A 24,254-nucleotide genomic window follows, 5' to 3' on the forward strand; every position below is an offset into this window, starting at 1 on the left:
CGGGGACGCGGTGTTCAGGGCTTCACCCAGGGCCAGTCGGCCGACCGGCCGGCCTCCAGCAGCGGGACCATCCGGAACGCCGCGTCGGTCAATCCGCCGAAGGTGTGCCGATTGCCCTCGCCGGACCCGCCGTGTCCGACCCGGTAGCCCGCCAGGTTCCAGGTGTACACGGGCACTTCCGCCGGGACTTGCGCCACCGGGCTTCCGTGGTGGCTGTACGCCGCCTGCTCGTCGGTGACGATCAGCACCCGGTCGTGCCCGCGGTAGTGCCGGCGCACCGCCTCCGCGGTGTCGGTACCGCCGAGGTCGCCGAAGCGCCCCAGGACCGTCAGCACGGACTCGCCGCGCCGGTACTTCACGGCCCGGCTGTTCGTACCGAACTCGACCAGGTCGGCATCGGCCGCCCGCATCGCGACAGCCGTACCGAAGACCGCCGCCGCGTCCGCCCGGTTGAGCTCCGAACGCGCGGACAACGGCGACCACATCGAACCGGAGCGGTCCACCAGGATCAGTGTCCGCCCGGGCAGCGCGGGCACGTTCGCCAGCGAGTGCCCGAGTGCCCGCTCCAGCGGGTACGCCCAGCGCAGCGACGGTGCGTGCTGGTACGCGGCCAGGTAGCGGAACGGGAACTGCTTCGACGCGGCGACCACCTCGGCGTCCGAGATCTTCGCGGCGACCCGGGCCGCCGCCTCGTCCGAAACCCCGGCCTCGTCGAAGTTGCGCAGGTTGCGCACCAGCGCCATGGCGCCCATGGACGGGATGACGGCCTCCCACGCCGCCGCGTCCATCGGCCCCTGCAGCCAGCCCGCCAGCGCCTCCCAGGTCATCCCGGCCTCGGCGAGGCGCTCGGCGCCGCCCGGTCCGCTGACCACGGCACGCCGCTCGGCAAGGGGCAGTTCCATCAGCGCGCGGTGGGCAGTCAGCATCCGGTTCGACGCGGGCGGGACGGCCGTTTCGGGGTGGTAGCGGCGGTCGAGGGCGTACTGGAACAGCTCGCCCTGCCACGGCTTGGCCGGGTCGGGCGACGCGTGCACCAGGTTGAGGATGTCGCCGAAGCGGTAGTCCTTGCCAGCGGTGTCGTACTTCAGCAGCGAGGCACCGTGGAAGAGGCGGCGTACGGCGTCGGCGACGCCTCTCTTGACGGGCTTGGGGAGGGCACGGCCGTAGCGCGAGTCCCAGTAGCCGAGCAGTTCTCCGGGCTCGTCGGCACGGCGCAGCACGGAGGCGATGACCTGCCGGTTCGAGGGCCCCTCGGTGGCACCGGCTGCGAGCCGGGCCTTGACGTACTCGGCCGCGCCGACAAGCGAGGCGGTGCGCATGCCCGCGTCGCCGCGGAGCCAGCCGAGCAGGCCGGCGGTCCACTCGGGGTCCTCGACCGCGAGGGTGCGCACCAAGCTGGTGAAGCGGTTGTCGCGGTCGTTGCCGGACTCGTAGAACGTCTGCTGCGAAACGAAGTTGGCGACGGCGAGCAGGAAGAGCTCGGAGCGCGCGTCGCGGCGCACACCGGCGCCGCCCTGGTGTGTGGTGGCAGGGCCGGTGGAGCGTACGGGCGATGTCGTCGCGGCTCGTCGTGCCGCACGGGTGTTGAAGCGTGCCATCTGAATTCCCCCGAATTCCCCATTGGATATGCGTAGTTCGCGATACACATCGCGCGTTGCACGTCGCACGTCGCGCGGTTCGTCATCAGGGAGGCACAGGGGTGAATGCGGATGAGAGGGTGCCCGAGGTCGAAGCGGCGACGGTCCGAAGACGACTGCTCTGACCGACTGAGCTACACGCCCCGAAGGCGTGACGGGAATCGAACCCGCGACCCGCCGTCCTAAAGGAAGTATCCGTTGCCTGCGCACCGGGCACTCTCATCTCACGCCGGCCTCCCGAGATCAAGGTGGCTGCGGTCGGGATTCGACCATAACGAAGTAACCGCGGCCTGCGCACCGGGAGGTGCATTGAGTTGTGATGTCCAGAGAACAGTCCGGCGGAACCGACGATGGTGCTCTGACCCCTGAGCTACACCGGCCTGAGCGCCGGTGACGGGACTCGAACCCGTGGCCTCCCCATGAGAAGTGGAAGTAGGTCCTGCCTGCGCACCTGGACGCTGTCCACTCTAGGGCGGCGCGCTGACTCCGCGCCAAGTATTTGATCGGGGGGCGCCGGCGGCCGAATGGGCGCGATTGCCGCTCCCTCAGATCCCCTTTCGGGAACGTGCCTTGAACGCGGCCTTACGCGCCTCCTTGCCCGTCTTCCGATCCGGGTGCAGCCGTCCCATCGCCTCCAGCACATCGGCCGTCGCGGGATGCTCCACGCGCCATGCCGTGTCGAAGAAGCCGCTGTGCTGTCCGGCGAGCCCGGCCACAAGCCCTCGTAGCTCGTCCGACTCCCCGTCGGCGTCGAGCTGTGCCGCGATCGTGTCGATCGCCAGCCAATGGATCATGGCCTGCGGGGGCGCCGGGACATCGGCGGCGTCATGCTCCGCGAGCCACACCCGGGCGAGCCCGCCCAACTGCGGATCGTCGAGTACCACGCGCACGGCGGGCTCGGCGTCCGCGCCTGCCAGGGCGAGCGCCTGCTGGCAGTGCAGCCGCCGCAGCGGCGCGCCCTTGTCCGTGCCGCGTGCCGCGTGCAGCAGTTCGGTGGCCGCGGCGCCCGGGGTGCGGCGGGACAGCCACTCGGCGATCTCCGCCCGGGCCGCCCGCTCGGAGTACCGCGCCACCCCCTCGAGCAGCGCGTCCGCGCCCAGGGCCGCGAGGTCGCCGAGGGCGGGTGCCGGCACCCCCGCCTCCAGCAGCCGGGCCCTGATCCCGTAGAACCCGAGCGGGGTGAGCGTCACGAGCCCGTAGCGCGAAACATCGTCATCCGAGCGGCCGGACCGACCGGATCGGGAGGGGGCGGACCCGGGCTCCTCCTCCAGCATCAACTCTCCGTCCACTGGCCGGTACCGCACCAGACCGATCCCTTCAAGCAGCCGGAACTGGTCGTCCAGCCGCATCATCGCCTCCGACACCTGCTCCAGGATGTCGTCGGTCGGCTCCCCCATGTCCTCGGGCACGATCACCGAAGCCGCCAGCGCCGGCAGCGGCACCGGCTCAGCTCCGACACCCCCGGAAGCGGCACCGCTCGCCGCCGCGCCCCCGGCGGTGCTCTCGGCCAGGGTCAGCAGATACAGATTGCCGAGCACGCCGTCGAGGAAGTCGGACTCCGCCCCCGGATCCCAGTCCAAAGCCTCGAGGTCGATCCCGCCGTGTTCGTCGACGACCGCCGACAGGTCGTCCAGAAGGGGTGCGATGGCGTCGGCGCGTACCGACTCGAAGGCGTCCTGCCAGAGCGCGAGTACATCCCGAGGGCTGCCGCCCGTGATCAGCGGCAGGTTGCCGCCCGCCGCGACCGATCCCGCCGCCTCGCCGTACTCGCCGTACTCGCCGTACTCGCCGTACTCGCCGCTGCAGGCGTCGCCGGCTCCCTCGTCGGGCACGACGACCTCGACCAGCCCGGTGTCCACGGCTACACGCCAGGCCGCGCTCGCGTCCGCCATGCCCTCGTCGTCGGCGGGGAGCCCCAGGGCCTTCGCCGCATCCGGAAGCTGCCCCTCCACCAGCACACCGCCCGCCCCGACCCTTGTCCCGGGGCCCGCCCAGCGGGCGAGACGGACAGCTCGTGACAGCAGCGGTGTGCCCAGGGCGTCCCGGGCCAGCTCCGCCTCCGGGCGCAGCCTCACCGGAGGCAGTGCAGGGATTGCGGCGGGGCGGTCTGCTGACATCTGGCGGTTCTCCTCGGGAAGGCGCGTACCGGCGCTGGCGGCGGCCTCCAGCGTAGACGCATTTCGCCCCATGCCGTCCGGTTCATACACCCGTCAAACGCCGTACACCAGGAGGCCCTTGACAAATGACATGTCCACCCAGGACATTGACGCGCGTAGAACCAGCAACACCACCCTCACACCCTCATTTCCCGGAGTTTTCTCGATGCCTTCGATCCCGAGATCAGCCGCCGTCGCGTCCGTCATGGCCACCGCTCTGGCCGCCGGGCTCCTCGCCGGTTCCTCCTCGGCCGCCGCCGACGCCGACATCACGGCTGACACCACCGGCATACGCATTCACGACATCCAGGGCAGCACCCGCACCAGCCCGCTCGTCGGCCAGCAGGTGAAGGATGTCGAGGGCGTCGTCATCGGCGTGCGCACCTACGGCTCTTCGCGCGGCTTCTGGATCCAGGACACGCAGGCGGACGACAACCCGGCCACCAGCGAAGGCCTGTTCGTGTTCACCAGCTCCGCGCCGACCGTCGCCGTCGGCGACTCGGTGAAGGTCTCCGGCACGGTCGGCGAGTACGTCCCGGGCGGTCTGAACTCGGGCAACCAGTCGATCACCCAGATCTCCAAGCCGACCATCACCGTGGTGTCCTCAGGCAACGCGCTGCCGGCCGCCGCCAACATCACCGCCAAGACCGTCCCGTCGGCCTACGCCCCCCAGGGCGACCCGGCCGCCGCGAACAGCATCAACGGGCTGACGCTGGAGCCCGGCACGTACGCCCTGGACTACTACGAGTCGCTCGAGGGCACCAACGTGAGCATCGGCACCTCGCGTGTCGTCGGCGCCACCGACCCGTACTCCGAGCTCTGGGTCACGGTGAAGCCCCGCGAGAACGCCACCGTGCGCGGCGGCGCCCGCTACGGCTCGTACGAGTCCCAGAACACCGGCCGGCTTCAGATCCAGTCCCTGGTGCCGACCTCCCAGCAGGCGTTCCCCAAGGCGAACGTGGGCGATGTGCTGTCCGGCACGACCGAGGGCCCGCTGGACTTCAACCAGTTCGGCGGCTACACCATCACCGCCCGCACCATGGGCACGGTCACCGACAACGGGCTGGAGCGCGAGTCCACCCGCGCGCAGCGCCGCGGTGAGCTGGCGATCGCCACCTACAACGTGGAGAACCTGGACCCGTCCGACCCGCAGGAGAAGTTCGACGCGCTGGCCAAGGCCGTGGTCGAGAACCTCGCCTCCCCGGACATCATCGCCCTGGAGGAGATCCAGGACAACACCGGCGCCAAGAACGACGGTGTGGTCGCCGCCGACCAGACGATCAAGAAGTTCACGGACGCGATCACGGCGGCCGGAGGCCCGGCCTACGACTCCCGCACGGTAGACCCGGAGAACAACAAGGACGGTGGCGAGCCGGGCGGCAACATCCGCCAGGTCTTCCTCTTCAACCCGGAGCGGGTCTCCTTCACCGACCGTGCCGGTGGCAACGCGACCACCGCGACCACTGTCACCAAGGACGGGCGCAAGGCCGCGCTCACCCTTTCCCCGGGCCGCATCGACCCGGCGAACGCCGCCTGGGAAGCCAGCCGCAAGCCGCTGGTGGGCGAGTTCTCCTTCCGTGGCCGGACGGTGTTCGTCATCGCCAACCACTTCGGTTCGAAGGGCGGCGACGAGGGCCTGACCTCTCAGCACCAGCCGCCGGCCCGCTCCTCCGAGACCAAGCGCCTGGAGCAGGCCAAGGCCGTCAACACCTTCGTCAAGGACATCCTGAAGGTGCAGCGCAACGCGCACGTCGTGACTCTCGGTGACATCAACGACTTCGAGTTCTCGGACACCACCAAGGCGCTGTCCGACGGCGGTGTGCTGTACTCCGGCATCAAGTCCCTGCCGCGTGCCGAGCGTTACTCGTACGTCTACCAGGGCAACAGCCAGGTGCTGGACCAGATCCTGGTCAGCCCGTCGATCTGCGACTTCGACTACGACAGCGTGCACATCAACGCGGAGTTCGCCGACCAGGACAGCGACCACGACCCGCAGGTGCTGCGCTTCCGCCCGTAGTACCCAGTCAGCGCCAGCCGCCATACGCCCGCACTCACCCCGAGTGCGGGCGTGTGGCGCGTCATGGGGCCGCTCCTTCGCGCCGAGCAGGGCCACTCGACGACACGGGCCGCAGGGGGTCGAGAAGGGCGTCGCAGACGGTCAGCCTCCCGCGTTCGCGCTGTTGTCGGGCGCGCCGTCGCCGACGGGTGGCAGATCGCCCCGCTCGACCGGAACCATGGATTCCGCGGGCTCTTCGGGCAGGAGCGCGTCGAGCTCCCGGTCATCCGCCCGGTGCGCGGATATCGCCGCGGCTCGAAGGGCCTCACGGTCCACCAGAGCGCTGTCAGCGTCGAGCCGGACTATGTGGCCGTCCTCGACCCGGACATACTCATGGCGCCCGCCCGAGGTCACGTACCACGTCCGATCGCCGTCGGGTCGGCAGGTCCGCTGCGCACCGGACTCGCAACCGGCGTCGGGAAACGTGCCCCGGTCGATCCGCAGTTGGATCCGGCCGCCGCCGGACGCCGCCACATAGGCGCTCTGGAAGCCGTCATCGCCGGAGGGACCGAGGGACTGCTTCGCCACCTGGAAGCCGGGGACATCGATGACGTAGATCAGCTCCATCGCCGATTCCAGGCCCCGCGCCCTGGCCTCCAGCACGGACCGGTCAGGAACGGGCCGGTCGGGGGCGGCAGATCGGCCGGAGGCGTCGGGCCGGGCCGGGGAAGCATCGGGCGACTGCACGCCTATGCCGTCGCCCTGCTCCGCACCGCAGGCGGCGAGCACGAAGAGCAGGGAAACCAAGGGAAGCACAGCGCCACGGGAAGTGCTGCTGGAAGTACGAGACATACGGGCAGCGCGTGGGCTTCGCTCGCTGGGTGCGATTCGGATCATGACCCCATCCTGCCCACCACCCGAACGCCCGTGCACCCTCTTGGCGAGTACTCGCCATCACCGTCGCCCACCACATTCGTTAACCGCATCTAACCGATGCTTCATAGAAGATCTAAGTAGACCTTTACGGTGGGCCGAGCGGAGACTGCGGATATGACGATGCCTCACCTGCCCGCACCACCCTTCGGCCGCGCTCTCTGCGCCATGATCACTCCCTTCACCACCGACGGCGCTCCGGACCTGGCGGGAGCACGCAAGCTCGCCGGGCATCTGGTGGCCGAAGGCTGTGACGGGCTGGTGCTGAACGGGACCACGGGCGAGTCGCCGACCACCACGGACGCCGAGAAGACCGCGCTCGTCGCGGCAGTGCGCGAGGAGATCGGAGATTCCGCGAGCATCGTGGCGGGCGTCGGCAGCGCCAGCACCCTGCACACCGTCGAGCTGGCCCGCTCCGCCGAAGCCGCGGGCGCGGACGGCCTGCTGGTCGTCACCCCGTATTACAGCCGCCCGCCGCAGGCCGCCGTGGAGGCGCACTTCCGGCAGGTCGCGGATTCGGCCGGTATCCCGCTGATGCTCTACGACATCCCGGGCCGCACCGGCACCCGGATCGCCCCTGAGACGATGCTGCGGCTCGCGGACCATCCGCGGATCGTGGCGGTGAAGGACTGCTCCTATGACCTGCTCGGCAGCGGCAGGGTGCTGGCTCGCACGCCGTCCCTCGCCTACTACGCGGGGTGCGAGGAGCTGCACCTGCCGCTCTACGCGATCGGCGGTGCGGGCTTCGTCAGCACGGTCGCCAATGTCGCCACCGCCCCGCTGCGTGCGGTGCTCGACGCCCATGACGCGGGCCGCCCTGCCGACGCCGCCCGGCTCCACCGGCTCACCCTGCCGCTCACGGAGCTGATGATGGCCTCCGGTCTGCCGGGCACGGTGACCGCGAAGGCGCTGCTGGCCGAACTCGGCCTGCCCGCTGGACCGGTGCGGGCACCACTGCAGCCCGCCGACCGGGCCACGGTCGACGGGCTGCTCGCGGCGTATGAGGAGCTCCGGTCGGCTGCCTGATCCGACACGGTTCGGCGGTTTGTCAGTTGTGGCTGTGCAGCACCTCGTTGAGACCGCCCCACACCGCGTTGTTCGGGCGGGCCTCGACGGTGCCTGTCACCGAGTTGCGGCGGAAGAGGATGTTCGAAGCGCCGGAGAGCTCACGGGCCTTGACGACCTGGCCGTCCGGCATGGTGATACGCGTACCGGCGGTGACGTACAGACCGGCTTCGACCACGCACTCGTCGCCGAGTGCGATCCCGACCCCCGCCTCGGCACCGACCAGGCAGCGCTCGCCGATGGAGATGATGACGTTGCCGCCACCGGAGAGAGTGCCCATAGTGGAGGCGCCGCCGCCGATGTCGGAGCCGTTGCCCACCACGACACCCGCGGAGATCCGGCCCTCGACCATGGAGGTGCCGAGCGTGCCGGCGTTGAAGTTGACGAAGCCCTCGTGCATCACGGTGGTGCCCTCGGCGAGGTGCGCCCCGAGCCGGACCCGGTCGGCGTCGGCGATCCGGACGCCCTTGGGTACGACGTAGTCCGTCATCCGGGGGAACTTGTCGATCGAGGTCACCTGGAGGTGCAGACCCTCCGCGCGCGCGTTGAGACGCACCTTCTCGATGTCGTCCACCGCAACCGGCCCGAGGGAGGTCCAGGCGACGTTGGAAAGCAGCCCGAAGACCCCGTCCAGGTTCTGGCCGTGCGGCTTCACCAGGCGGTGGGAGAGCAGGTGCAGCCGCAGATAGGCGTCGTGGGCGTCCAGCGGCTTGTCGTCCAGCGAGGCGATGACCGTGCGGACGGCGACGATCTCGACCCCGCGGCGGGCGTCGACGCCGACCGCCTTCGCGGCGCCCGCGCCCAGGAGGGTGACCGCCTGGTCGGCGGAGAGCCGTTCGGTACCGGCCGGGCCGGGCTCCACGGCGAGCTCGGGAGCGGGGAACCAGGTGTCGAGCACGCTGCCGTCGCCGGCGATGGTGGCCAGGCCGGCGGCGACGGCGCCGGTGGTGCGGGGTGCGGTGGTGCTGTCGGGCGAGTCAGTCATACGGAGAACCTAACCGGCCGGGCCGGGCGGGTGCGAACCGGTCTCAGGTCCCGGTCCGCCCCGCCGGCCCGGCCGGGGCGCGGCGGGCCAGCCGCCCCGGGGTCAGCCGGGCATGGTCGGGCTGCGGGACGTCGGCACGCAGGTCACGTACCGCCTTCATCCGAGCAGTACGCGGGCCAGCATCTCCCGTGCGAACGCCTCGTCATAGCCGGTGTCCGTCAGGAGCACCTGCACGCAGATTCCGTCCATCAGGGCCATCAGCGCCCGCGCCGTCGCGGGGTCCGTCCTGCCGGACAGCGCCTCGACGACGCCATCGGTCCACTCAGCGGCGACCGGCCGCAGGGCGGGGCGGCGCAGGGCCGCGAGATAGAGCTCGTATTCGAGCTCCACACCGGTCCGTTCACCGGCGAGCCACTCCCCCATCAGCCGAGCCAGTCCCGCGGCGAGATCGGCTTCCGGGTCGGCGAGGGCCTCGCTGCCGCGCAGCAGTTCCGCGAAGCCCTCGTTCGTCTGCCGCAGTGCGGCGATGAGCAGTTCGTCCAGGGACGCGAAGTGGTACGTGGTCGAGCCGAGCGGTACATCGGCCTCGGCAGCCACCGTGCGATGGCTCAGTCCCGCGATGCCGTCCCGCCCGACCACCCGGATGGCGGCGTCGATGAGGCGCTGGCGCCGTTCGGGGTCATGCCGTCGGCGGCGCGGCATCAGTGGGCGCCGCCGAGATTGAGCACGATGACCCCGATCACGACGAGCGCGATCCCGGCGATCCTCATGGCGTTGGCGGGCTCTCCCAGGAACAGCATCCCGATGGCCGCCACCGCGGCGGTCCCCACACCGGCCCAGATGGCGTAGGCGGTCCCGACCGAGAGGGTCTTCAGCGTCTGCGCCAGCAGTGCGAAGGCGATCACATAGCCGACCACGGTGACCAGCGACGGCCACAGCCTGGTGAAGCCGTCGCTGTACTTCATCGCGGTGGTGCCGGCCACCTCTGCCGCAATCGCCGCGGCCAGCAGTGCGTATCCCATGCGTACAAGTGTACCTATCGATGTGTACGACCGTACACAACACTGATCGCGCCATACCGCTACCGTGTTCGAGTCACAACGAGACGCGGTACGGGATGGGGCGGGGGGCGACTATGTCGCAGAGCACTGGGTGGGGACCGTACGGCGGGCCGCCGGGCGTGCCGGGATGGGGTGGCTGGGGGCCGCCGCCGGCGCCGAAACCGGGCGTCATACCTCTGCGACCGCTCAGCGTGGGGGATATGTTCAACGGCGCCTTCGGCACGCTCGGGCGCCACTGGAAGCAGTTGCTCGGCACGGCCGCCGCCGCATACGGGGCCGCGACCCTGGTCGTGGTCGCGGCAGTCGCCGTCGCGTACTCGGCTGTCAAGGACGAGGTCGATGCCGTACTGAGCGCGACCGGCGAATCGCCCCCGAGCTGGGACGAGGGCGGCCCGCTGCTCATCGCCCTCATCTGCGTCTGCCTCATCGCCATGCTGGCCATGGTGCTGGCCACGGTGGTGGTGCAGACAAGCATCCCGGTCGTCGTCCAGGACGCCGTCCTCGGCCGCCCCACGACCATCGGCGCGGTCTGGCGGCGCACCGCGCCCCGGGTTCCCGCCGTGCTGGGTAGCGTCCTGCTCACCGGTCTTGTCGCGGTGGTGCCGGTGGGTCTCGTGTTCCTGGGCTTCATCAGCATGATGGTCGCCCTGGCCCCCGAGGACGACACTCCTGCGGCGGGCTGGCTGGCGCTGCTGGGCTTCCTGGGCGCCATGGCGACCGCCCCGCCGGCCATCTGGCTGTGGGTCAGGTTCAGCCTGGCTCCGGCGGTTGCCGTCTTCGAGTCCCAGGGGCCGATCCAGGCGATGCGCCGTTCATCCGGCCTGGTTCGCGGCGAGTGGTGGCGCGTGTTCGGTATCTCAGTCCTGGCATACGTGGCCGCGTCGACACTGGGCGCCATGGTGCAGTACTTCGCGCAGTTCCTGGGCATGCTCCCCACGCTGATGGTGAGCCCCAGCAGCTACGGCCCGGATCCCGACCTCACCGACATCCTCGCGGGGCTCGGCGCCGCCATGGCCATCTGGACGGTCGGCGGGTTGATCTCCCAGATCATCACCACCACCTTCCCGTGCCTGCTCACGAGTCTGCTGTACGTGGACGAGCGGCTCCGCAAGGAGAACCTCGGCCCGGTCCTGGCCGAGGCGGCGGGGCTCCGGCAGCCACAGTCGGCGGGGCCGCAGCAGCCGCAGCCGCCGACTGCGCCGCACGACCCCGGCGTCTCGGAAGCCCGCCCGTAGGTCCGCGAGCTGCCACCGAAGAGAGGCGGCACAAGCGAACGGCCATGCCCGCCAGGGTCACTGGCGGGCATTGCCGTCGCGGTGTATCCGGGCCCGCGCCCGGATGTCGCGGGAGGACCCGAGGGCGGGTCAGCAGCCGAAGTGGTCAGACGTTGAAGCCCAGGGCACGGAGCTGCTCGCGACCGTCGTCCGTGATCTTGTCCGGGCCCCACGGCGGCATCCAGACCCAGTTGATCTTCAGCTCGTTGACGATGCCGTCCGTCGCCGCCTTCGCCTGGTCCTCGATGACATCGGTCAGCGGGCAGGCCGCGGACGTCAGCGTCATGTCCAGGGTGGCGATGTTGGAGTCATCGATGTGGATGCCGTAGATCAACCCGAGGTTGACCACGTCGATACCCAGCTCGGGGTCCACGACGTCGTACAGAGCCTCGCGGACCTCCTCCTCGGATGCCTTCGAACCCGCCGGACGCTCCGCCGCGGCGGAGTCCTGGGACGCGAAGGTCTCCTCGGTCGGCCACTCCTGCTCGGCGGTGCCTGCGGAGGTCGCCGTGGTGTCGGCGTTCTCACTCATACGGTCTTCCCTTCAGACGGCTCCGGCGACGCGGACAGCGCCTGGGCCGTCGCGTCCTTCCACGCCATCCAGCTCAGCAGCGCGCATTTCACCCGCGCCGGATACTTCGAGACGCCGGCGAACGCCACCGCGTCCTCCAGCACCTCCTCCATCGCGTCATCCGGCTCGATCTGGCCCTTGGACTGCATCAGCTCCAGGAAGGTGCCCTGGATCTTCTGCGCGTCGGCCAGCTCCTTGCCGACCAGCAGCTCGTTCAGCACGGAGGCCGAAGCCTGGCTGATCGAGCAGCCCTGGCCCTCGTAGGAGATGTCCTCGATACGCGATCCGTCGTACTTCACGCGAAGGGTGATCTCGTCGCCGCAGGTCGGATTGACGTGGTGCACCTCGGCGTCGCCGTCCCGCAAGCCCCGCCCGTGCGGGTGCTTGTAGTGGTCCAGGATGACGTCCTGGTACATCGAATCAAGCTTCACGCGTCAGTCCCTCATCCGAAGAAGTCACGGACGTGCTCCAGGCCGTTGACCAGGGCGTCCACCTCGGCCGGCGTGGAGTACAGATAGAACGACGCCCGCGTGGTCGCAGGAATTCCGTACCGCAGGCAGACCGGCCGCGCGCAGTGGTGGCCGACCCGGACCGCGATGCCCTGTTCGTCCAGCACCTGGCCCACATCGTGCGGGTGGATGTCACCGAGCACGAAGGAGATCGCCGCACCGCGGTCCTCGGCCGTCACCGGGCCGATGATCCGCAGGTCGGGGACCTCCTGGAGGCGCTGGACAGCGTATTCGGTGATCGCGTGCTCATGCTGCGCGATCTTGTCCATGCCGATCGAGGTGAGGTAGTCCACGGCCGCGCCGAGACCGACCGCCTGGGCGATCGGAGGCGTTCCCGCCTCGAACTTGTGCGGCGCCGGGGCATAGGTGGACGAGTGCATCGAGACGGTCTCGATCATCTCACCACCGCCCAGGAACGGCGGGAGGTCCTCCAGCAGCTCCTGGCGTCCCCAGAGGACGCCGATGCCGGTCGGGCCGCACATCTTGTGACCGGTGAAGGCCACGAAGTCGGCGCCGAGAGCCTGGACGTCCAGAGGCATGTGCGGGGCCGCCTGCGAGGCGTCGACGAGCACGAGCGCGCCGACTTCCTGCGCACGGCGGACGATCCGCTCCACCGGGTTGAGGGTGCCCAGGATGTTGGACACCAGCACAAAGGAGACGATCTTCGTCTTCTCGGTGATGACCTCGTCGATGTTGGACAGGTCGAGCCTGCCGTCGTCCGTGAGGCCGAACCACTTCAGCTTCGCGCCGGTGCGCTGCGCCAGCAGCTGCCACGGAACGATGTTGGAGTGGTGCTCCATCTCGGTGATGACTATTTCGGTCTCATGGTCCACGCGGTAGGGCTCATCGGCCCAGCCCAGCATGTTCGCCACGAGGTTCAGCGACTCCGAGGCGTTCTTGGTGAAGATCACCTCGTTGCGGCTGGGTGCGTTGATGAAGGCGGCGACCTTGTCGCGGGCACCCTCGTACAGCGCGGTGGCCTCCTCGGCGAGCACATGCACACCGCGGTGGACATTGGCGTTGTGCTGCTCGTAGTACTCGCTGAGCACGTCGAGCACCTGGCGCGGGGTCTGCGAGGTGGCCGCGTTGTCCAGGTAGACGAGCTTCTTGCCGTCGTGCAGGACGCGGTCCAGGATCGGGAAGTCCTTGCGGAGCGCCTCGGTGTCGAGGAGGCCGGGGAGCCCCTGGCGGGGATGGGTCACGCTGATACGCCACCCTTCACATATGCCTCGTAGCCCTCGGCCTCCAGCTTGTCCGCCAGCTCGGGGCCGCCGGACTCGGCGATCCGCCCGTTCGCGAACACGTGGACCTGGTCGGGCTTGATGTAGCGGAGGATCCGGGTGTAGTGCGTGATCAGCAGGGTGCCGACCTCGCCGGTCTCACGCACCCGGTTGACGCCCTCGGAGACGACGCGCAGGGCATCCACGTCCAGACCGGAGTCGGTCTCGTCCAGGATCGCGATCTTCGGCTTGAGCAGTTCGAGCTGGAGGATCTCGTGGCGCTTCTTCTCACCGCCGGAGAAGCCCTCGTTGACGTTGCGCTCGGCGAAGGCGGGGTCCATCTGGAGACGCTCCATGGCCTCCTTGACCTCCTTCACCCAGGTGCGCAGCTTGGGGGCCTCGCCGCGGATGGCGGTGGCCGAGGTGCGCAGGAAGTTGGAGACCGAGACGCCGGGGACCTCGACGGGGTACTGCATGGCGAGGAAGACACCGGCGCGGGCGCGCTCGTCGACGGACATCTCCAGGACGTCCTCGCCGTCCAGGGTCACGGTGCCACCGGTGATCGTGTACTTGGGGTGGCCCGCGAGGGAGTAGGCGAGGGTCGACTTGCCGGAGCCGTTGGGGCCCATGATGGCGTGGGTCTCACCCTGCTTCACGGTCAGGTCGACGCCCTTGAGGATCTCCCGGGGGCCGTTCTCGGCCTCGACGGAGACGTGCAGGTCGCGGATTTCAAGCGTTGCCATGGGTGACTCAGGACTCCTGGGTGACGGAGACGAGCACATCGTCCCCTTCGATCTTTACGGGGTATACGGGGACGGGTGCCGTCGCGGGAAGGCTGTCGGGCTTGCCGGTGCGGAGGTCGAAGCTGGAGCCGTGCAGCCAGCACTCGATGTGGCAGTCCTCGACCTCGCCCTCGGAGAGGGAGACGTTGGCGTGCGAGCAGATGTCGTTGATCGCGAACACCTCGCCCTCGGTGCGCACGACGGAGACCGGCGTGCCGTCGAGTTCCACCCGTTTCGGGGTGTCCTCCTCCAGCTCGCTCAGCCCGCAGGCTCGGACGAAGGCCATCAGACGGACGCCTCCAGCTCGGCCTCGATCTTGGCGATGAGGCGCTCCTCGACGTCCGGCAGACCGATCTGCTGGACCAGCTCAGCGAAGAAGCCGCGGACGACCAGACGGCGGGCCTCGGTCTCCGGGATGCCGCGTGCCATCAGGTAGAACAGCTGCTCGTCATCGAAGCGGCCGGTGGCGGAGGCGTGGCCGGCGCCGACGATCTCACCGGTCTCGATCTCCAGGTTCGGCACCGAGTCGACCCGCGCGCCGTCGGTGAGGACGAGGTTGCGGTTCATCTCGTAGGTGTCGGTGCCCTCGGCCTTGGCCTCGATGAGCACATCGCCGATCCAGACCGCGTGGGCGCTGTCGCCCTGGAGCGCGCCCTTGTAGACGACGTTGGACTTGCAGTGCGGGGTGTTGTGGTCCACCAGGAGGCGGTGCTCCTGGTGCTGGCCCGCGTCGGTGAAGTACAGGCCGAACAGCTCGGCCTCGCCGCCCGTGCCCGCGTACGCCACGCGCGGATGGAGCCGTACGACGTCGCCGCCGAAGGTGACGACGACGGACTTGAAGGAGGCGTCCCTGCCGACCAGCGCGTTGTGCTGGCCGATGTGGACGGCCTTGTCGTCCCAGTCCTGGACGGAGACGACGGTCAGCTTGGCGCCGTCACCGAGCACGAAGTCGACGTTGGCGGCGACGGCGGCCTCACCGGTGTGGTCGATCACGACGACGGCCTCGGCGAAGGCGCCCAGCTCGATGTGCTGGTGGCCGAAGGCGACCCCGCCCCGGCCCTGCACCGAGATCCGGATCGGTTCGGTCAGCACGGTCTCCTTGGGGACGGTGACGACGGAGGCCTTCTCGAAGGAGGAGTACGCCTGGGCCGCCACCCGGTCCACGGGCTTGCCGCCCTTGCCGAGCCGCGCGTCATCGCGGCCGACGGTCTCCAGCACGACGCCCTCGGGGGCGCTGACCTCGACCGTCACTCCACCGTCGGTGGCGACCGCCGTGCCGTCGTGCAGCCCGGCGAGGCGGTCCAGCGGGGTGAACCGCCACTCTTCCTCGCGCCCGTGCGGGACGGGGAAGTCCGCCACGTCGTAGGACGGGGGCGCGCTCATGCGCGTGGCGACGGTGGACTCCGCGGCCACCGCGATCGAGCCGGCGGTGGTGGAGCCCGCCGGGATGTTGTGAGCCTCAGCCATGGCTGTCGTAGTGCTCTCTTTCTCGGATGAGTCGGTGCTGAGCTGACGGTTGAGCGACGGTGGTCTAGCCGACCGCACCTTCCATCTGGAGCTCGATCAGCCGGTTGAGTTCGAGGGCGTACTCCATGGGCAGCTCCTTGGCGATCGGCTCGACGAAGCCGCGCACGATCATCGCCATCGCCTCGTCCTCGGACAGACCGCGGCTCATCAGGTAGAAGAGCTGGTCCTCGGAGACCTTGGAGACGGTGGCCTCGTGGCCCATGGACACGTCGTCCTCGCGGACGTCCACGTACGGGTAGGTGTCGGAGCGCGAGATCGTGTCGACCAGCAGCGCGTCACAGAGCACGTTGGACTTGGCGCCCGGGGCGCCTTCGCCGATCTCGATCAGGCCGCGGTAGGACGTACGGCCGCCGCCTCGCGCCACCGACTTGGAGACGATGTTCGAGGAGGTGTTCGGCGCCATGTGGACCATCTTGGCGCCGGCGTCCTGGTGCTGGCCCTCGCCCGCGAACGCGATGGAGAGCGTCTCGCCCTTGGCGTGCTCGCCCATGAGGTAGACGGCCGGGTACTTCATCGTGACCTTGGAGCCGATGTTGCCGTCGACCCACTCCATGGTCGCGCCCTCATAGGCCACGGCCCGCTTGGTGACCAGGTTGTAGACGTTGTTCGACCAGTTCTGGATGGTCGTGTAGCGGCAGCGGGCGCCCTTCTTGACGATGATCTCCACCACGGCGCTGTGCAGCGAGTCCGAGCTGTAGATCGGGGCGGTGCAGCCCTCGACGTAGTGGACGTAGGCGTCCTCGTCCACGATGATCAGCGTCCGCTCGAACTGGCCCATGTTCTCGGTGTTGATCCGGAAGTAGGCCTGGAGCGGGATGTCGACGTGCACGCCCTTCGGCACGTAGATGAACGAGCCACCGGACCACACGGCGCTGTTCAGCGAGGCGAACTTGTTGTCACCGACCGGGATGACGGTGCCGAAGTACTCCTGGAAGAGCTCCGGGTGCTCCTTCAGCGCGGTGTCGGTGTCCAGGAAGATGACGCCCTGGGCCTCCAGGTCCTCGCGGATCTGGTGGTAGACGACCTCGGACTCGTACTGCGCGGCGACACCGGCGACGAGGCGCTGCTTCTCGGCCTCGGGGATGCCGAGCTTGTCGTACGTGCTCTTGATGTCCTCCGGCAGGTCCTCCCAGCTCGCGGCCTGCTTCTCGGTGGACCGTACGAAGTACTTGATGTTGTCGAAGTCGATGCCGGAGAGGTCGGAGCCCCAGTTCGGCATGGGCTTCTTGTCGAAGAGCCGCAGACCCTTCAGACGCAGCTTCAGCATCCACTCGGGCTCGGACTTCTTCGCGGAGATGTCGCGGACGACTTCCTCGGAGAGGCCGCGCTTGGCGACGGCGCCGGCGGCGTCGGAGTCGGCCCAGCCGTATTCGTACTTGCCCAGGCCCTCGAGCTCAGGGTGGGCAGTCTCCGTGGGGAGAGTCATGCGGGGTTCCTCCCGGCCTTGCTTGCAGATGCTGATGTGTCTGACGTTTTGGAGATGTGGCTGCTGGTGCCGCGGCCGCTGGATCTGCCGCTGCCGCTCGGGCCACGGCCCACCTTCGGGATGAAGGTGGTGCACACTCCGTCGCCGTGGGCGATGGTGGCCAGCCGCTGCACATGCGTCCCGAGCAGGCGCGAGAAGAGTTCCGTCTCCGCCTCGCACAGCTGCGGATAGCGCTCGGCGGCGTGGGCGACGGGGCAGTGGTGCTGGCACAGCTGCTCGCCGACCGGGGCGTCACGGGCCGTAGCAGCGTACCCGTCGGCACTCAGGGCCTTGGCCAGAGCCTCGGTCCGGTGATCCGGATCGGCGGCGTCGACTGCCCTGCGGTACGCGTCGGACTGGGCCTCGATCCGGGCCCGGGCGAAGTCCGCGACGGCCGCCTCACCAGCGGCTCCACCGCCTGCCGTACGCTCGATCCAGCGCAGGGCGTCGACGGCCAGCTTGTCGTACGACTGCTCGAAGGCATCGCGCCCGCAGTCCGTGAGCGCGAACACCTTGGCGGGCCGACCCCGAGTGCGCGCTCCGTAGACGCGCTGCTCATGAGGGGCGACGACGTCGTCACTCACGAGCGCGTCCAGATGGCGGCGGACGGCGGCCTGGGTCAGGCCGAGCCGTTTCGCGAGGTCGGCGACGGTGGAGGGGCCGTGGTCCAGGATCGACCGCGCGACCCGGTTGCGCGTCGAGCGCTCCCCGGTAGCGAGCTCCTCCTGGGGGGTCTCATGCCCCGCCTCACCGTTTTTCACAACGCCATTGTTGCGTAATTCCGAGGACAGTGACAAGCCGCGACCGGACCATGGACGGTGCTGTGCATCACTTAGGGAAACCTAACCTGACCTGCGGAAACGATCACCTCGCCGCCCGTCGGCGGGCGTTCCGGCCGGTCACGCGGGCGATCACGCGGGGGTGCCGACGGCCTACAGCAGCCCCTGCGGGACCTCCCCCTCAGGGGTGAGCCCATCCACGACCTGCGGCAACGCTTCGGCGAGCAGGTCGGCGGCCTGCTCAGGGGCGATATCGCTCTGCCGCGCCACACGGTCGAGCACCTGGTACGGCAGCGCCTGTGCGAGCTCCGGGCCGCTGACGGGCTCGTTGCCACCGGGAGCGACCCAGGAGCTGACCTTGGCGGCGAGACCGCCCTCGTTGAGTTCGTTCACCAAGCCCTGCAGGGGGTTGCCGCCGCCTTGGCCGCTGTCGCCGACCTCACGGAACAGCGAGGCGAGCAGTCTGCCCCTGCCGTCCCCGGTCAGCTCATCACCCAGCAGGCCGCTGAGCCGGCGTTCCAGGTCGTTCTCCGCCATCGCTGCCGCCTTTCCGGAAGCCGTCGCCTTTCTGGAAGGTGCCTCCCAGGGCACCCAAGCCCTACCCGCCGACGCACGCGGTCGGGACCCCGGGTCGGATGGTTCACCCGCTTGACGCCCGGCCCACCGTCACGATGCGGCCGGCGCCGCGTCCGTCACGGGGTGCGGGTGGCGCCGCGTCCGCGCGCCAGGACGGCGCGCCGGAACGCCCCTGCGTCGCGGACCGCCGCGCCACCGGGGTCGTTGTTGAAGTAGGCGAAGACATCGGCAGCGTCGGGCCAGGCGTCGGTGACGCGTGCGGCCCAGGAGCCCAGCGCCCTGCGTCCGTACCCCGGCCAGGGGTCGGCCAGGCCCTCGTGGAAGCGCACATACCCCCACCCTGCGGTCCGCCACAGCGGCGTCCGCGGCCGGGACCCCCGGTCCGCCCAGCACAGGGCCGCCCCCCGGCTCTCCAGCACCTGCCTGACCTCATCCGTCCACCAGGACTCGTGCCGGGGCTCGACCGCGACCCGGGCCTTCGGCGGGAAGCAGGCGAGGGTGGCGTCGAGCGCCCCCGGGTCGGCCTTGAGCGTCGGCGGCAGCTGGAGCAGCACCGGCCCCAGCCGGACCCCCAGCCCCTCGGCGTGCTCCATGAGCCGGTGCACCGGCTCCTCCGGGTCGCGCAGCCGCTTGACGTGGGTGAGGTAACGGCTCGCCTTCACCGCCATGAGGAAGCCGTCGGGAGTCCGGGCGCGCCAGCCGGCGAACGTCGCGCGTTCGGGCAGCCGGTAGAAGCAGTTGTTGTTCTCCAGGGTGGCGAAGCTCCGCCCGTACTCCTCCAGCCACAGCCGCTGGGGCAGCCCCTCGGGATAGAGCACCCCGCGCCAGTCCTTGTACTGCCACCCGGAGGTGCCGATGCGTACGGGCATGAGGGGAACCTGCCCCGTGACGCATGCCTCACCCGCGCCATCGAGGGCTTCCCCACACTCCCCCGTGCCCCCTCACACCAAACGGAATAGCTGATTCCGGTAATGGCGGGTTCTGGACCCGGGGGCCCGGGGTGCGTCCACGGCTCCTTAGACTTCCCGGCATGAAGAACGAGTCCGTCGTCCAGGTACGCAGCCTGGTCAAGCGGTACGGAGCCAAGACCGCGGTGGACGGGCTCGACCTCGACGTCCGCGCCGGTACGGTGACCGCCGTCCTCGGTCCGAACGGCGCGGGGAAGACCACCACGGTCGAGACCTGCGAGGGCTACCGCCGCCCCGACTCCGGCAGCGTCCGGGTGCTGGGGCTCGACCCGGTCGCCGACGCGGCGCGGCTGCGTCCCCGGATAGGCGTGATGCTCCAGTCCGGTGGCGTGTACTCGGGCGCCCGCGCCGAGGAGGTGCTCCGGCACATGGCCAGACTGCACGCGCACCCGCTGGACGTGGACGCCCTGATCGAGCGGCTGGGCCTCGGCTCCTGCGGTCGTACGTCCTACCGGCGGCTGTCCGGTGGACAGCAGCAGCGGCTCGCACTCGCCATGGCCGTGGTCGGCCGTCCCGAGCTGGTGTTCCTGGACGAGCCGACCGCGGGCCTCGACCCGCAGGCCCGCAGGTCCACCTGGGAACTGGTGCGCGAGCTGCGCGCGGACGGGGTGACGGTGGTGCTCACCACCCACTTCATGGACGAGGCCCAGGAACTCTGCGACGACATCGCGATCATCGACGCGGGCCGTGTCGCCGCCCAGGGCAGCCCCGAGCAGCTCTGCCGCGGCGGCGCGGAGAACACCCTCCGCTTCACCGGCCGTCCAGGGCTCGACCTGGGCTCGCTGCTGAAGGCCCTGCCGGACGGCACGTCGGCGGTGGAGGTGGTCCCGGGGGCGTACCGGATCTCCGGCACCGTCGATCCGCAACTGCTGGCCACGGTCACCTCCTGGTGCGCCCAGCACGGAGTGATGCCGGACGGGATCGCGGTGGAGCGGCACACCCTGGAGGACGTCTTCTTGGAGCTGACCGGGAAGGAGCTGCGGTCATGACCGCTGAGTTGGGCGAGGGCACGGGCATGACGGCGGGAGCGGCGCCGGGCACTTCGGGCCGCTATGCGCCGAGGCCCGGCGCGGCGCCGCTCGGGCGGATGATCGCGGCGCAGGCGGCACTGGAGACCCGGATGCTGCTGCGCAACGGCGAGCAGCTGCTGCTGACGGTGATCATTCCGTCGCTGCTGCTGGTGCTGTTCTCGACGGTCGACATCGTGGACACGGGTGCGGGCCGGGCCGTGGACTTCCTCACCCCTGGAGTCCTCGCCCTCGCGGTGCTGTCCACCGCCTTCACCGGTCAGGCGATCGCCACCGGATTCGAGCGGCGTTACGGGGTGCTCAAGCGGCTCGGCGCCTCACCGCTGCCCCGCTGGGCGCTGATGACGGCCAAGACGCTCGCGGTCCTGGTGACCGAGGTGCTCCAGGTGGCACTGTTGACGGTGCTCGCCTTCGCGCTCGGCTGGTCCCCGGAAGGGGGCCCCGTTCCGGTACTCGCGCTGCTCGTGCTCGGTACGGCGGCCTTCTCCGGACTCGGGCTGCTGATGGCCGGGACGCTTCGGGCGGAGGCCACGCTGGCCGCCGCGAACCTGGTGTTCCTGCTGCTGCTGGTGGGCGGCGGGGTGGTCGTACCGCTCGACAAGTTCCCGGACGCGGCGCAGTCGCTGCTCGGGCTGCTCCCGATATCCGCGCTGTCGGACGGACTGCGGGACGTGCTTCAGCACGGCGCCGGGATGCCCTGGGCAGACCTCGGGATCCTGGCCGGCTGGGCGGTGCTCGGGCTTGGGGCTGCGGCGAAGTTCTTCCGCTGGGAGTGAGGACGGGCGCAGTCGCGCGAGCGAGGACGGGGCAGACAGCTTGGGCGCGAGCACACGGCGTGGGTGTGCGTGCGCGGTGCGACGTCCGCGACATGGTCATTCGCGCCCAGTCGTCCCCCTCGTGAAAGCGCGCACAAGCGGCCGCCTACGATAGTCGCCGTGCAGACCCCCCTCGCCTTCATCGCCCAGCGCTGGACACCGTCCCCCGCGACCGTCCGGCGTGCCGCGCTCTCCGCCGTCGTGATGAGCGTCGTCATCATCGTCACCGGTGGCGCGGTCCGGCTGACCGGCTCCGGTCTCGGCTGCGACACTTGGCCCAAGTGCACGGACGACAGCCTCTTCGCCACACCCGAGCAGGGCATCCACGGCGCGATCGAGTTCGGCAACCGCATGCTGACCTACGTCCTGTCGGCCGCGGTCGGCTGGGCGATCATCGCCGCGCGCTCCACCAAGCCGTGGCGGCGCGGGCTCACCCGGCTTGGCTGGGCCCAGTTCTGGGTGGTGATGAGCAATGCCGTTCTCGGCGGCATCACCGTGTGGGCGGGCCTCAACCCGTGGACAGTGGCCGGGCATTTCCTGGCCGCCAACGCGCTGCTGACGGTGGCCACCCTCACCTGGATCAGGTCGGGCGAGGGCGACACCGCCGCGCGGCCCCGGGTGCCGCGTCCGGTACGGAAGCTGTCCTGGGCCCTGCTGGGGTCGTCCGCGCTGCTGATCGCGGTGGGGACGGCGGTGACCGGCTCGGGGAAGCACGCGGGCGACAGCAGCGATGTGCCGCGGATGCCGTTCGACTGGGTGGACGCCGCACATGTGCATGCGGCGCTGGCCTGGGTGGTGTGTCTGCTGGCCGTCGCGATGTGGCTGGCCCTGCGGGTGGTGGACGCCCCCGACGACACCAGGGCCCGCGCCCGGGACCTGCTGGTCGTGCTGCTCGCCCAGGGCGCCATCGGCTATGTGCAGTTCTTCACCGATGTGCCCGAGTTGCTGGTGGGCGCCCATATGCTCGGCTCTTCGCTGATGTGGGTCGCCGCGCTGCGGCTCGCGCTGAGTCTGCGGGAGCGGCCGTTCGACGACCCGGCGGCGACGCCCACGGCACGGCGGGACCCCGCGCTCACCACCGCCTGAGACCGGAGCACGACTCAGCCGCGATGCCGCTGGACGCGGGCCGGCGGCACGGAGCCCCGGACCGGTGGCGGCGGGGTCGCGGCAGCAGTCGGCAGTCCGTAGACGCGGCGGGCGTTGCCCGCCGCGATCATCTCGGCAACCCGCTGGGCGTCCGCACGGGACCAGGCGCCGTCGGCGACCCAGCCGCTCAGCACCCGCCCCAGCGCTTCCCGGAAGATCCGCGCCCCGACCACATGGAGTTCGGGCAGCCCTCGGGATCCGCTGGAGAACAGAAGCTTCCCGAACGGCGCGAGCTCCAGGATCTCCGCGAGTACGGACGCCGCGCCCGCTCCCGTGTGCGCGAGCGCGGGCCCGACGTCGGCGTACACATGCGGGAAGACACTCGCCAGGTGCGCGGCGTGGCGGTGGTACGGATAGCCGTGCAGCAGGACAAGGTCGGTGCCGAGGCCGGTCGTGGCCGCCGCGAACCCGGTGAGCGGCAGCGGATCGTCGACTCCTACGTGCAGTTGCAGTGGTCGTCCCGCGGTGACGGCGATCCAGAGCAGATGGCGCAGCAGTACGGGATCGGTGAGGCGGTCGCCCACCCGGCGAACGGACAGCCACCGTCCCGTAGCGCCTCTCACCTCCCCGGGACCCGGTGGTTCGGGGGCGAGGGCGAGCCCGTGCCGCACGCCCGCGACTGAGGTGAGGGCGACCGCCGTCGCGGCCGCGCCGTGCACGGCCTCGGCGAGATTGGCGAGGAAGCCGTCCACGGTGCCGGACGTGTCGGCCACGTGTTCGGCGAGCTGTTCCAGGCGGGCGATCTCATGGGCCTCGGCCGCGCCGGCCGCGGCGATCTCGGGGATCCCGGTGATGTCTCCCGGCAGCCCGGTGTCCACGAGATAGGTGGAGATCCCGGTGGCCCGCAGCAGCCGCCGGCCGGATTCCAGGACACCCAGCTCCCTGCGCCGGGCGAGATAGTGCGCGGGCGGGCAGTGCGGTTCCAGACCGAGCAGCGGCGGGCACCAGCGCCGTACGGCGAAGCCCGTCTGAGTGTCGAAGAAGGTGGTGCCGGGCGCGGGTGCCCCTGCGGTCCTGCCCAGGTGCGCCTCGAAGGTGCCGAGGCCGAGCTCGGTACGCAGGACGCCGTGGCAGTACTGGTCCACCAAGGACGGCGTATCGATCATCCGGGGCCTCCCCGCGGTGGGCGTGCTTGCACACGTCCTAACGGGTGAGCCCGGCATGAGGTGTTGCCCCGGTGCCCGACGTGCCGCCCTTGCGGCGAAGAGCCGCCCCCGCGCCAGCCCTGCCCCGGCCCCGTGTCAGCCGTTCGACGGGCCGCCGACCTGGATGCCGGCCATACGGGTCCACTCGTACGGCCCGGTACGCACCTTCGCAGCGAAGTCGCCGTCGAAGGACTCGTGCATGGTGATGCCGGACTTCTCCGCCGCGCTGACCGCGATGGCGTGGGTGGGGGCCACGATGTCGCCCCAGCCGCCGTCCTCGCCCACGAGCACGATGCGGGTGCCACGCTCCCCGATGTAGGCGAGCTGGCCCTCGGCGCCCCCGTGCGCCTTGGCGAAGGCTCCGATCTGCTTGGCGAGCTTCGCGGCCTTGCGGTCGGCGCGGGCGTCCTGCTTGACCTGGGGCGTGGTCTCGTCGACCTGGGTTTCTGCCATGACAGCGATGCTACTCGCGAGTAGATCGACTGGCGACCGCCCGGCCACGTGGTCTGGGCCACGCCGCGCTAGGTGTACTGCCCAGGCAGGTTGGTCGAGTTTGTGCGACGACACGGTCTGAATCTGGCTGACGACGAAGGCCTCCGGTTGTGGAGTGGAGCTG

At 70.2% G+C, this 24,254-nt stretch carries 24 protein-coding genes; 6 read left to right on the forward strand and 18 right to left on the reverse strand.

Features of this window, described 5'->3' with window-relative positions; genetic code table 11:
* Positions 1 to 14 precede the first annotated feature (14 nt).
* Positions 15 to 1,598, reverse strand: coding sequence for a TROVE domain-containing protein (locus tag ACFWI9_RS24635; protein ID WP_387165219.1), 1,584 nt, complete (start codon positions 1,596 to 1,598; stop codon positions 15 to 17).
* Positions 1,599 to 2,182: 584 nt separating this feature from the next.
* Positions 2,183 to 3,754 carry a hypothetical protein gene (locus ACFWI9_RS24640; RefSeq protein ID WP_387165220.1) on the reverse strand — a complete coding sequence of 524 codons (1,572 nt, stop codon included), beginning with the start codon at positions 3,752 to 3,754 and terminating at the stop codon, positions 2,183 to 2,185.
* A 205-nt stretch (positions 3,755 to 3,959) separates the two neighbouring features.
* Here ACFWI9_RS24640 and ACFWI9_RS24645 point away from each other — a divergent pair, with 205 nt between their 5' ends.
* Positions 3,960 to 5,810 (forward strand): endonuclease/exonuclease/phosphatase family protein, encoded by a 1,851-nt coding sequence (locus ACFWI9_RS24645; protein ID WP_387165221.1) that lies wholly within the window; start codon positions 3,960 to 3,962, stop codon positions 5,808 to 5,810.
* A gap of 141 nt (positions 5,811 to 5,951) precedes the next feature.
* Here ACFWI9_RS24645 and ACFWI9_RS24650 read toward each other — a convergent pair whose 3' ends face one another.
* Positions 5,952 to 6,605, reverse strand: a complete 654-nt coding sequence (locus ACFWI9_RS24650; protein WP_387165222.1) for a hypothetical protein — start codon at positions 6,603 to 6,605, stop codon at positions 5,952 to 5,954.
* 234 nt (positions 6,606 to 6,839) lie between these two features.
* Between ACFWI9_RS24650 and dapA the strand changes: the two genes are divergently transcribed.
* A complete protein-coding gene (gene dapA / locus ACFWI9_RS24655; protein WP_387165223.1) occupies positions 6,840 to 7,748 on the forward strand; it encodes a 4-hydroxy-tetrahydrodipicolinate synthase in 909 nt (302 codons plus the stop codon).
* A 22-nt stretch (positions 7,749 to 7,770) separates the two neighbouring features.
* Here dapA and dapD read toward each other — a convergent pair whose 3' ends face one another.
* The 3 genes from dapD to ACFWI9_RS24670 form a co-directional block, all read right to left on the reverse strand.
* On the reverse strand, positions 7,771 to 8,772 hold the full coding sequence (dapD, locus tag ACFWI9_RS24660) for a 2,3,4,5-tetrahydropyridine-2,6-dicarboxylate N-succinyltransferase (protein ID WP_387165224.1): 1,002 nt from the start codon (positions 8,770 to 8,772) through the stop codon (positions 7,771 to 7,773).
* A gap of 156 nt (positions 8,773 to 8,928) precedes the next feature.
* Positions 8,929 to 9,474, reverse strand: a complete 546-nt coding sequence (locus tag ACFWI9_RS24665) for a TetR/AcrR family transcriptional regulator (protein WP_387165225.1) — start codon at positions 9,472 to 9,474, stop codon at positions 8,929 to 8,931.
* Positions 9,474 to 9,794: a DMT family transporter gene (locus ACFWI9_RS24670; protein ID WP_387165226.1), complete on the reverse strand. Its 321-nt coding sequence runs from the start codon at positions 9,792 to 9,794 to the stop codon at positions 9,474 to 9,476. Before ACFWI9_RS24670 ends, ACFWI9_RS24665 begins: the two co-directional genes overlap by 1 nt.
* 239 nt (positions 9,795 to 10,033) lie before the next feature.
* Here ACFWI9_RS24670 and ACFWI9_RS24675 point away from each other — a divergent pair, with 239 nt between their 5' ends.
* Complete coding sequence (locus ACFWI9_RS24675) at positions 10,034 to 11,068, forward strand: hypothetical protein (protein ID WP_387165227.1); 1,035 nt, start codon at positions 10,034 to 10,036, stop codon at positions 11,066 to 11,068.
* Positions 11,069 to 11,213: 145 nt separating this feature from the next.
* Here the strand turns inward: ACFWI9_RS24675 and ACFWI9_RS24680 are convergent, their stop codons facing one another.
* The 10 genes from ACFWI9_RS24680 to ACFWI9_RS24725 form a co-directional block, all read right to left on the reverse strand.
* Positions 11,214 to 11,639, reverse strand: coding sequence for a metal-sulfur cluster assembly factor (locus ACFWI9_RS24680; protein WP_387165228.1), 426 nt, complete (start codon positions 11,637 to 11,639; stop codon positions 11,214 to 11,216).
* Positions 11,636 to 12,109: a Fe-S cluster assembly sulfur transfer protein SufU gene (gene sufU, locus ACFWI9_RS24685; protein WP_387165229.1), complete on the reverse strand. Its 474-nt coding sequence runs from the start codon at positions 12,107 to 12,109 to the stop codon at positions 11,636 to 11,638. Before sufU ends, ACFWI9_RS24680 begins: the two co-directional genes overlap by 4 nt.
* An 11-nt stretch (positions 12,110 to 12,120) precedes the next feature.
* Positions 12,121 to 13,389, reverse strand: a complete 1,269-nt coding sequence (locus ACFWI9_RS24690) for a cysteine desulfurase (RefSeq protein ID WP_387165230.1) — start codon at positions 13,387 to 13,389, stop codon at positions 12,121 to 12,123.
* The gene (gene sufC, locus ACFWI9_RS24695) at positions 13,386 to 14,150 is read right to left on the reverse strand and encodes a Fe-S cluster assembly ATPase SufC (RefSeq protein ID WP_387165231.1); all 765 of its coding nucleotides are present in this window, start codon (positions 14,148 to 14,150) and stop codon (positions 13,386 to 13,388) included. Before sufC ends, ACFWI9_RS24690 begins: the two co-directional genes overlap by 4 nt.
* Before the next feature lie 7 nt (positions 14,151 to 14,157).
* Positions 14,158 to 14,475 carry a non-heme iron oxygenase ferredoxin subunit gene (locus ACFWI9_RS24700; protein WP_338675803.1) on the reverse strand — a complete coding sequence of 106 codons (318 nt, stop codon included), beginning with the start codon at positions 14,473 to 14,475 and terminating at the stop codon, positions 14,158 to 14,160.
* Positions 14,475 to 15,656, reverse strand: a complete 1,182-nt coding sequence (sufD, locus tag ACFWI9_RS24705; RefSeq protein ID WP_387165232.1) for a Fe-S cluster assembly protein SufD — start codon at positions 15,654 to 15,656, stop codon at positions 14,475 to 14,477. The genes ACFWI9_RS24700 and sufD overlap by 1 nt, the downstream gene beginning before the upstream one ends.
* A gap of 64 nt (positions 15,657 to 15,720) precedes the next feature.
* The gene (sufB, locus tag ACFWI9_RS24710; protein WP_387165233.1) at positions 15,721 to 17,142 is read right to left on the reverse strand and encodes a Fe-S cluster assembly protein SufB; all 1,422 of its coding nucleotides are present in this window, start codon (positions 17,140 to 17,142) and stop codon (positions 15,721 to 15,723) included.
* Positions 17,139 to 17,942, reverse strand: coding sequence for a helix-turn-helix transcriptional regulator (locus tag ACFWI9_RS24715; protein ID WP_387165234.1), 804 nt, complete (start codon positions 17,940 to 17,942; stop codon positions 17,139 to 17,141). Before ACFWI9_RS24715 ends, sufB begins: the two co-directional genes overlap by 4 nt.
* Positions 17,943 to 18,113: 171 nt before the next feature.
* A complete protein-coding gene (locus ACFWI9_RS24720; protein ID WP_387165235.1) occupies positions 18,114 to 18,497 on the reverse strand; it encodes a YidB family protein in 384 nt (127 codons plus the stop codon).
* A 155-nt stretch (positions 18,498 to 18,652) separates the two neighbouring features.
* Positions 18,653 to 19,405, reverse strand: a complete 753-nt coding sequence (locus ACFWI9_RS24725; RefSeq protein ID WP_387165236.1) for a DUF72 domain-containing protein — start codon at positions 19,403 to 19,405, stop codon at positions 18,653 to 18,655.
* Positions 19,406 to 19,566: 161 nt separating this feature from the next.
* On the opposite strand from ACFWI9_RS24725, the gene ACFWI9_RS24730 reads away from it, so the two are divergent.
* The 3 genes from ACFWI9_RS24730 to ACFWI9_RS24740 all read left to right on the forward strand — a co-directional run bounded on the left by ACFWI9_RS24730 (position 19,567) and on the right by ACFWI9_RS24740 (position 22,433).
* Positions 19,567 to 20,493: an ABC transporter ATP-binding protein gene (locus ACFWI9_RS24730; protein ID WP_387165237.1), complete on the forward strand. Its 927-nt coding sequence runs from the start codon at positions 19,567 to 19,569 to the stop codon at positions 20,491 to 20,493.
* 26 nt (positions 20,494 to 20,519) lie between these two features.
* On the forward strand, positions 20,520 to 21,308 hold the full coding sequence (locus ACFWI9_RS24735; protein ID WP_387165240.1) for an ABC transporter permease: 789 nt from the start codon (positions 20,520 to 20,522) through the stop codon (positions 21,306 to 21,308).
* A gap of 150 nt (positions 21,309 to 21,458) precedes the next feature.
* A complete protein-coding gene (locus ACFWI9_RS24740; RefSeq protein WP_387165241.1) occupies positions 21,459 to 22,433 on the forward strand; it encodes a heme A synthase in 975 nt (324 codons plus the stop codon).
* 14 nt (positions 22,434 to 22,447) lie between these two features.
* Here ACFWI9_RS24740 and ACFWI9_RS24745 read toward each other — a convergent pair whose 3' ends face one another.
* Positions 22,448 to 23,599, reverse strand: a complete 1,152-nt coding sequence (locus ACFWI9_RS24745; RefSeq protein ID WP_387165238.1) for an amidohydrolase family protein — start codon at positions 23,597 to 23,599, stop codon at positions 22,448 to 22,450.
* A 135-nt stretch (positions 23,600 to 23,734) separates the two neighbouring features.
* The gene (locus tag ACFWI9_RS24750; protein ID WP_387165239.1) at positions 23,735 to 24,091 is read right to left on the reverse strand and encodes a hypothetical protein; all 357 of its coding nucleotides are present in this window, start codon (positions 24,089 to 24,091) and stop codon (positions 23,735 to 23,737) included.
* Between the last annotated feature and the right edge of the window lie 163 nt (positions 24,092 to 24,254).

The sequence above is a fragment of the Streptomyces sp. NPDC127084 genome (assembly GCF_042724175.1).
Taxonomy (GTDB): domain Bacteria; phylum Actinomycetota; class Actinomycetes; order Streptomycetales; family Streptomycetaceae; genus Streptomyces.

Excerpts from the sequence above, each read along its gene's own strand:
- ACFWI9_RS24700 (WP_338675803.1), bottom strand. The coding sequence starts at position 14,475 with ATGGCCTTCGTCCGAGCCTGCGGGCTGAGCGAGCTGGAGGAGGACACC.
- ACFWI9_RS24730 (WP_387165237.1), top strand. The coding sequence starts at position 19,567 with ATGAAGAACGAGTCCGTCGTCCAGGTACGCAGCCTGGTCAAGCGGTAC.
- ACFWI9_RS24665 (WP_387165225.1), bottom strand. The coding sequence starts at position 9,474 with ATGCCGCGCCGCCGACGGCATGACCCCGAACGGCGCCAGCGCCTCATC.
- sufD (WP_387165232.1), bottom strand. The coding sequence starts at position 15,656 with ATGGCTGAGGCTCACAACATCCCGGCGGGCTCCACCACCGCCGGCTCG.
- ACFWI9_RS24745 (WP_387165238.1), bottom strand. The coding sequence starts at position 23,599 with ATGATCGATACGCCGTCCTTGGTGGACCAGTACTGCCACGGCGTCCTG.
- ACFWI9_RS24720 (WP_387165235.1), bottom strand. The coding sequence starts at position 18,497 with ATGGCGGAGAACGACCTGGAACGCCGGCTCAGCGGCCTGCTGGGTGAT.
- sufC (WP_387165231.1), bottom strand. The coding sequence starts at position 14,150 with ATGGCAACGCTTGAAATCCGCGACCTGCACGTCTCCGTCGAGGCCGAG.
- ACFWI9_RS24735 (WP_387165240.1), top strand. The coding sequence starts at position 20,520 with ATGACGGCGGGAGCGGCGCCGGGCACTTCGGGCCGCTATGCGCCGAGG.
- ACFWI9_RS24670 (WP_387165226.1), bottom strand. The coding sequence starts at position 9,794 with ATGGGATACGCACTGCTGGCCGCGGCGATTGCGGCAGAGGTGGCCGGC.
- ACFWI9_RS24645 (WP_387165221.1), top strand. The coding sequence starts at position 3,960 with ATGCCTTCGATCCCGAGATCAGCCGCCGTCGCGTCCGTCATGGCCACC.
- sufB (WP_387165233.1), bottom strand. The coding sequence starts at position 17,142 with ATGACTCTCCCCACGGAGACTGCCCACCCTGAGCTCGAGGGCCTGGGC.
- ACFWI9_RS24750 (WP_387165239.1), bottom strand. The coding sequence starts at position 24,091 with ATGGCAGAAACCCAGGTCGACGAGACCACGCCCCAGGTCAAGCAGGAC.
- dapA (WP_387165223.1), top strand. The coding sequence starts at position 6,840 with ATGACGATGCCTCACCTGCCCGCACCACCCTTCGGCCGCGCTCTCTGC.
- ACFWI9_RS24725 (WP_387165236.1), bottom strand. The coding sequence starts at position 19,405 with ATGCCCGTACGCATCGGCACCTCCGGGTGGCAGTACAAGGACTGGCGC.
- ACFWI9_RS24680 (WP_387165228.1), bottom strand. The coding sequence starts at position 11,639 with ATGAGTGAGAACGCCGACACCACGGCGACCTCCGCAGGCACCGCCGAG.
- dapD (WP_387165224.1), bottom strand. The coding sequence starts at position 8,772 with ATGACTGACTCGCCCGACAGCACCACCGCACCCCGCACCACCGGCGCC.
- ACFWI9_RS24635 (WP_387165219.1), bottom strand. The coding sequence starts at position 1,598 with ATGGCACGCTTCAACACCCGTGCGGCACGACGAGCCGCGACGACATCG.
- ACFWI9_RS24640 (WP_387165220.1), bottom strand. The coding sequence starts at position 3,754 with ATGTCAGCAGACCGCCCCGCCGCAATCCCTGCACTGCCTCCGGTGAGG.
- ACFWI9_RS24675 (WP_387165227.1), top strand. The coding sequence starts at position 10,034 with ATGTTCAACGGCGCCTTCGGCACGCTCGGGCGCCACTGGAAGCAGTTG.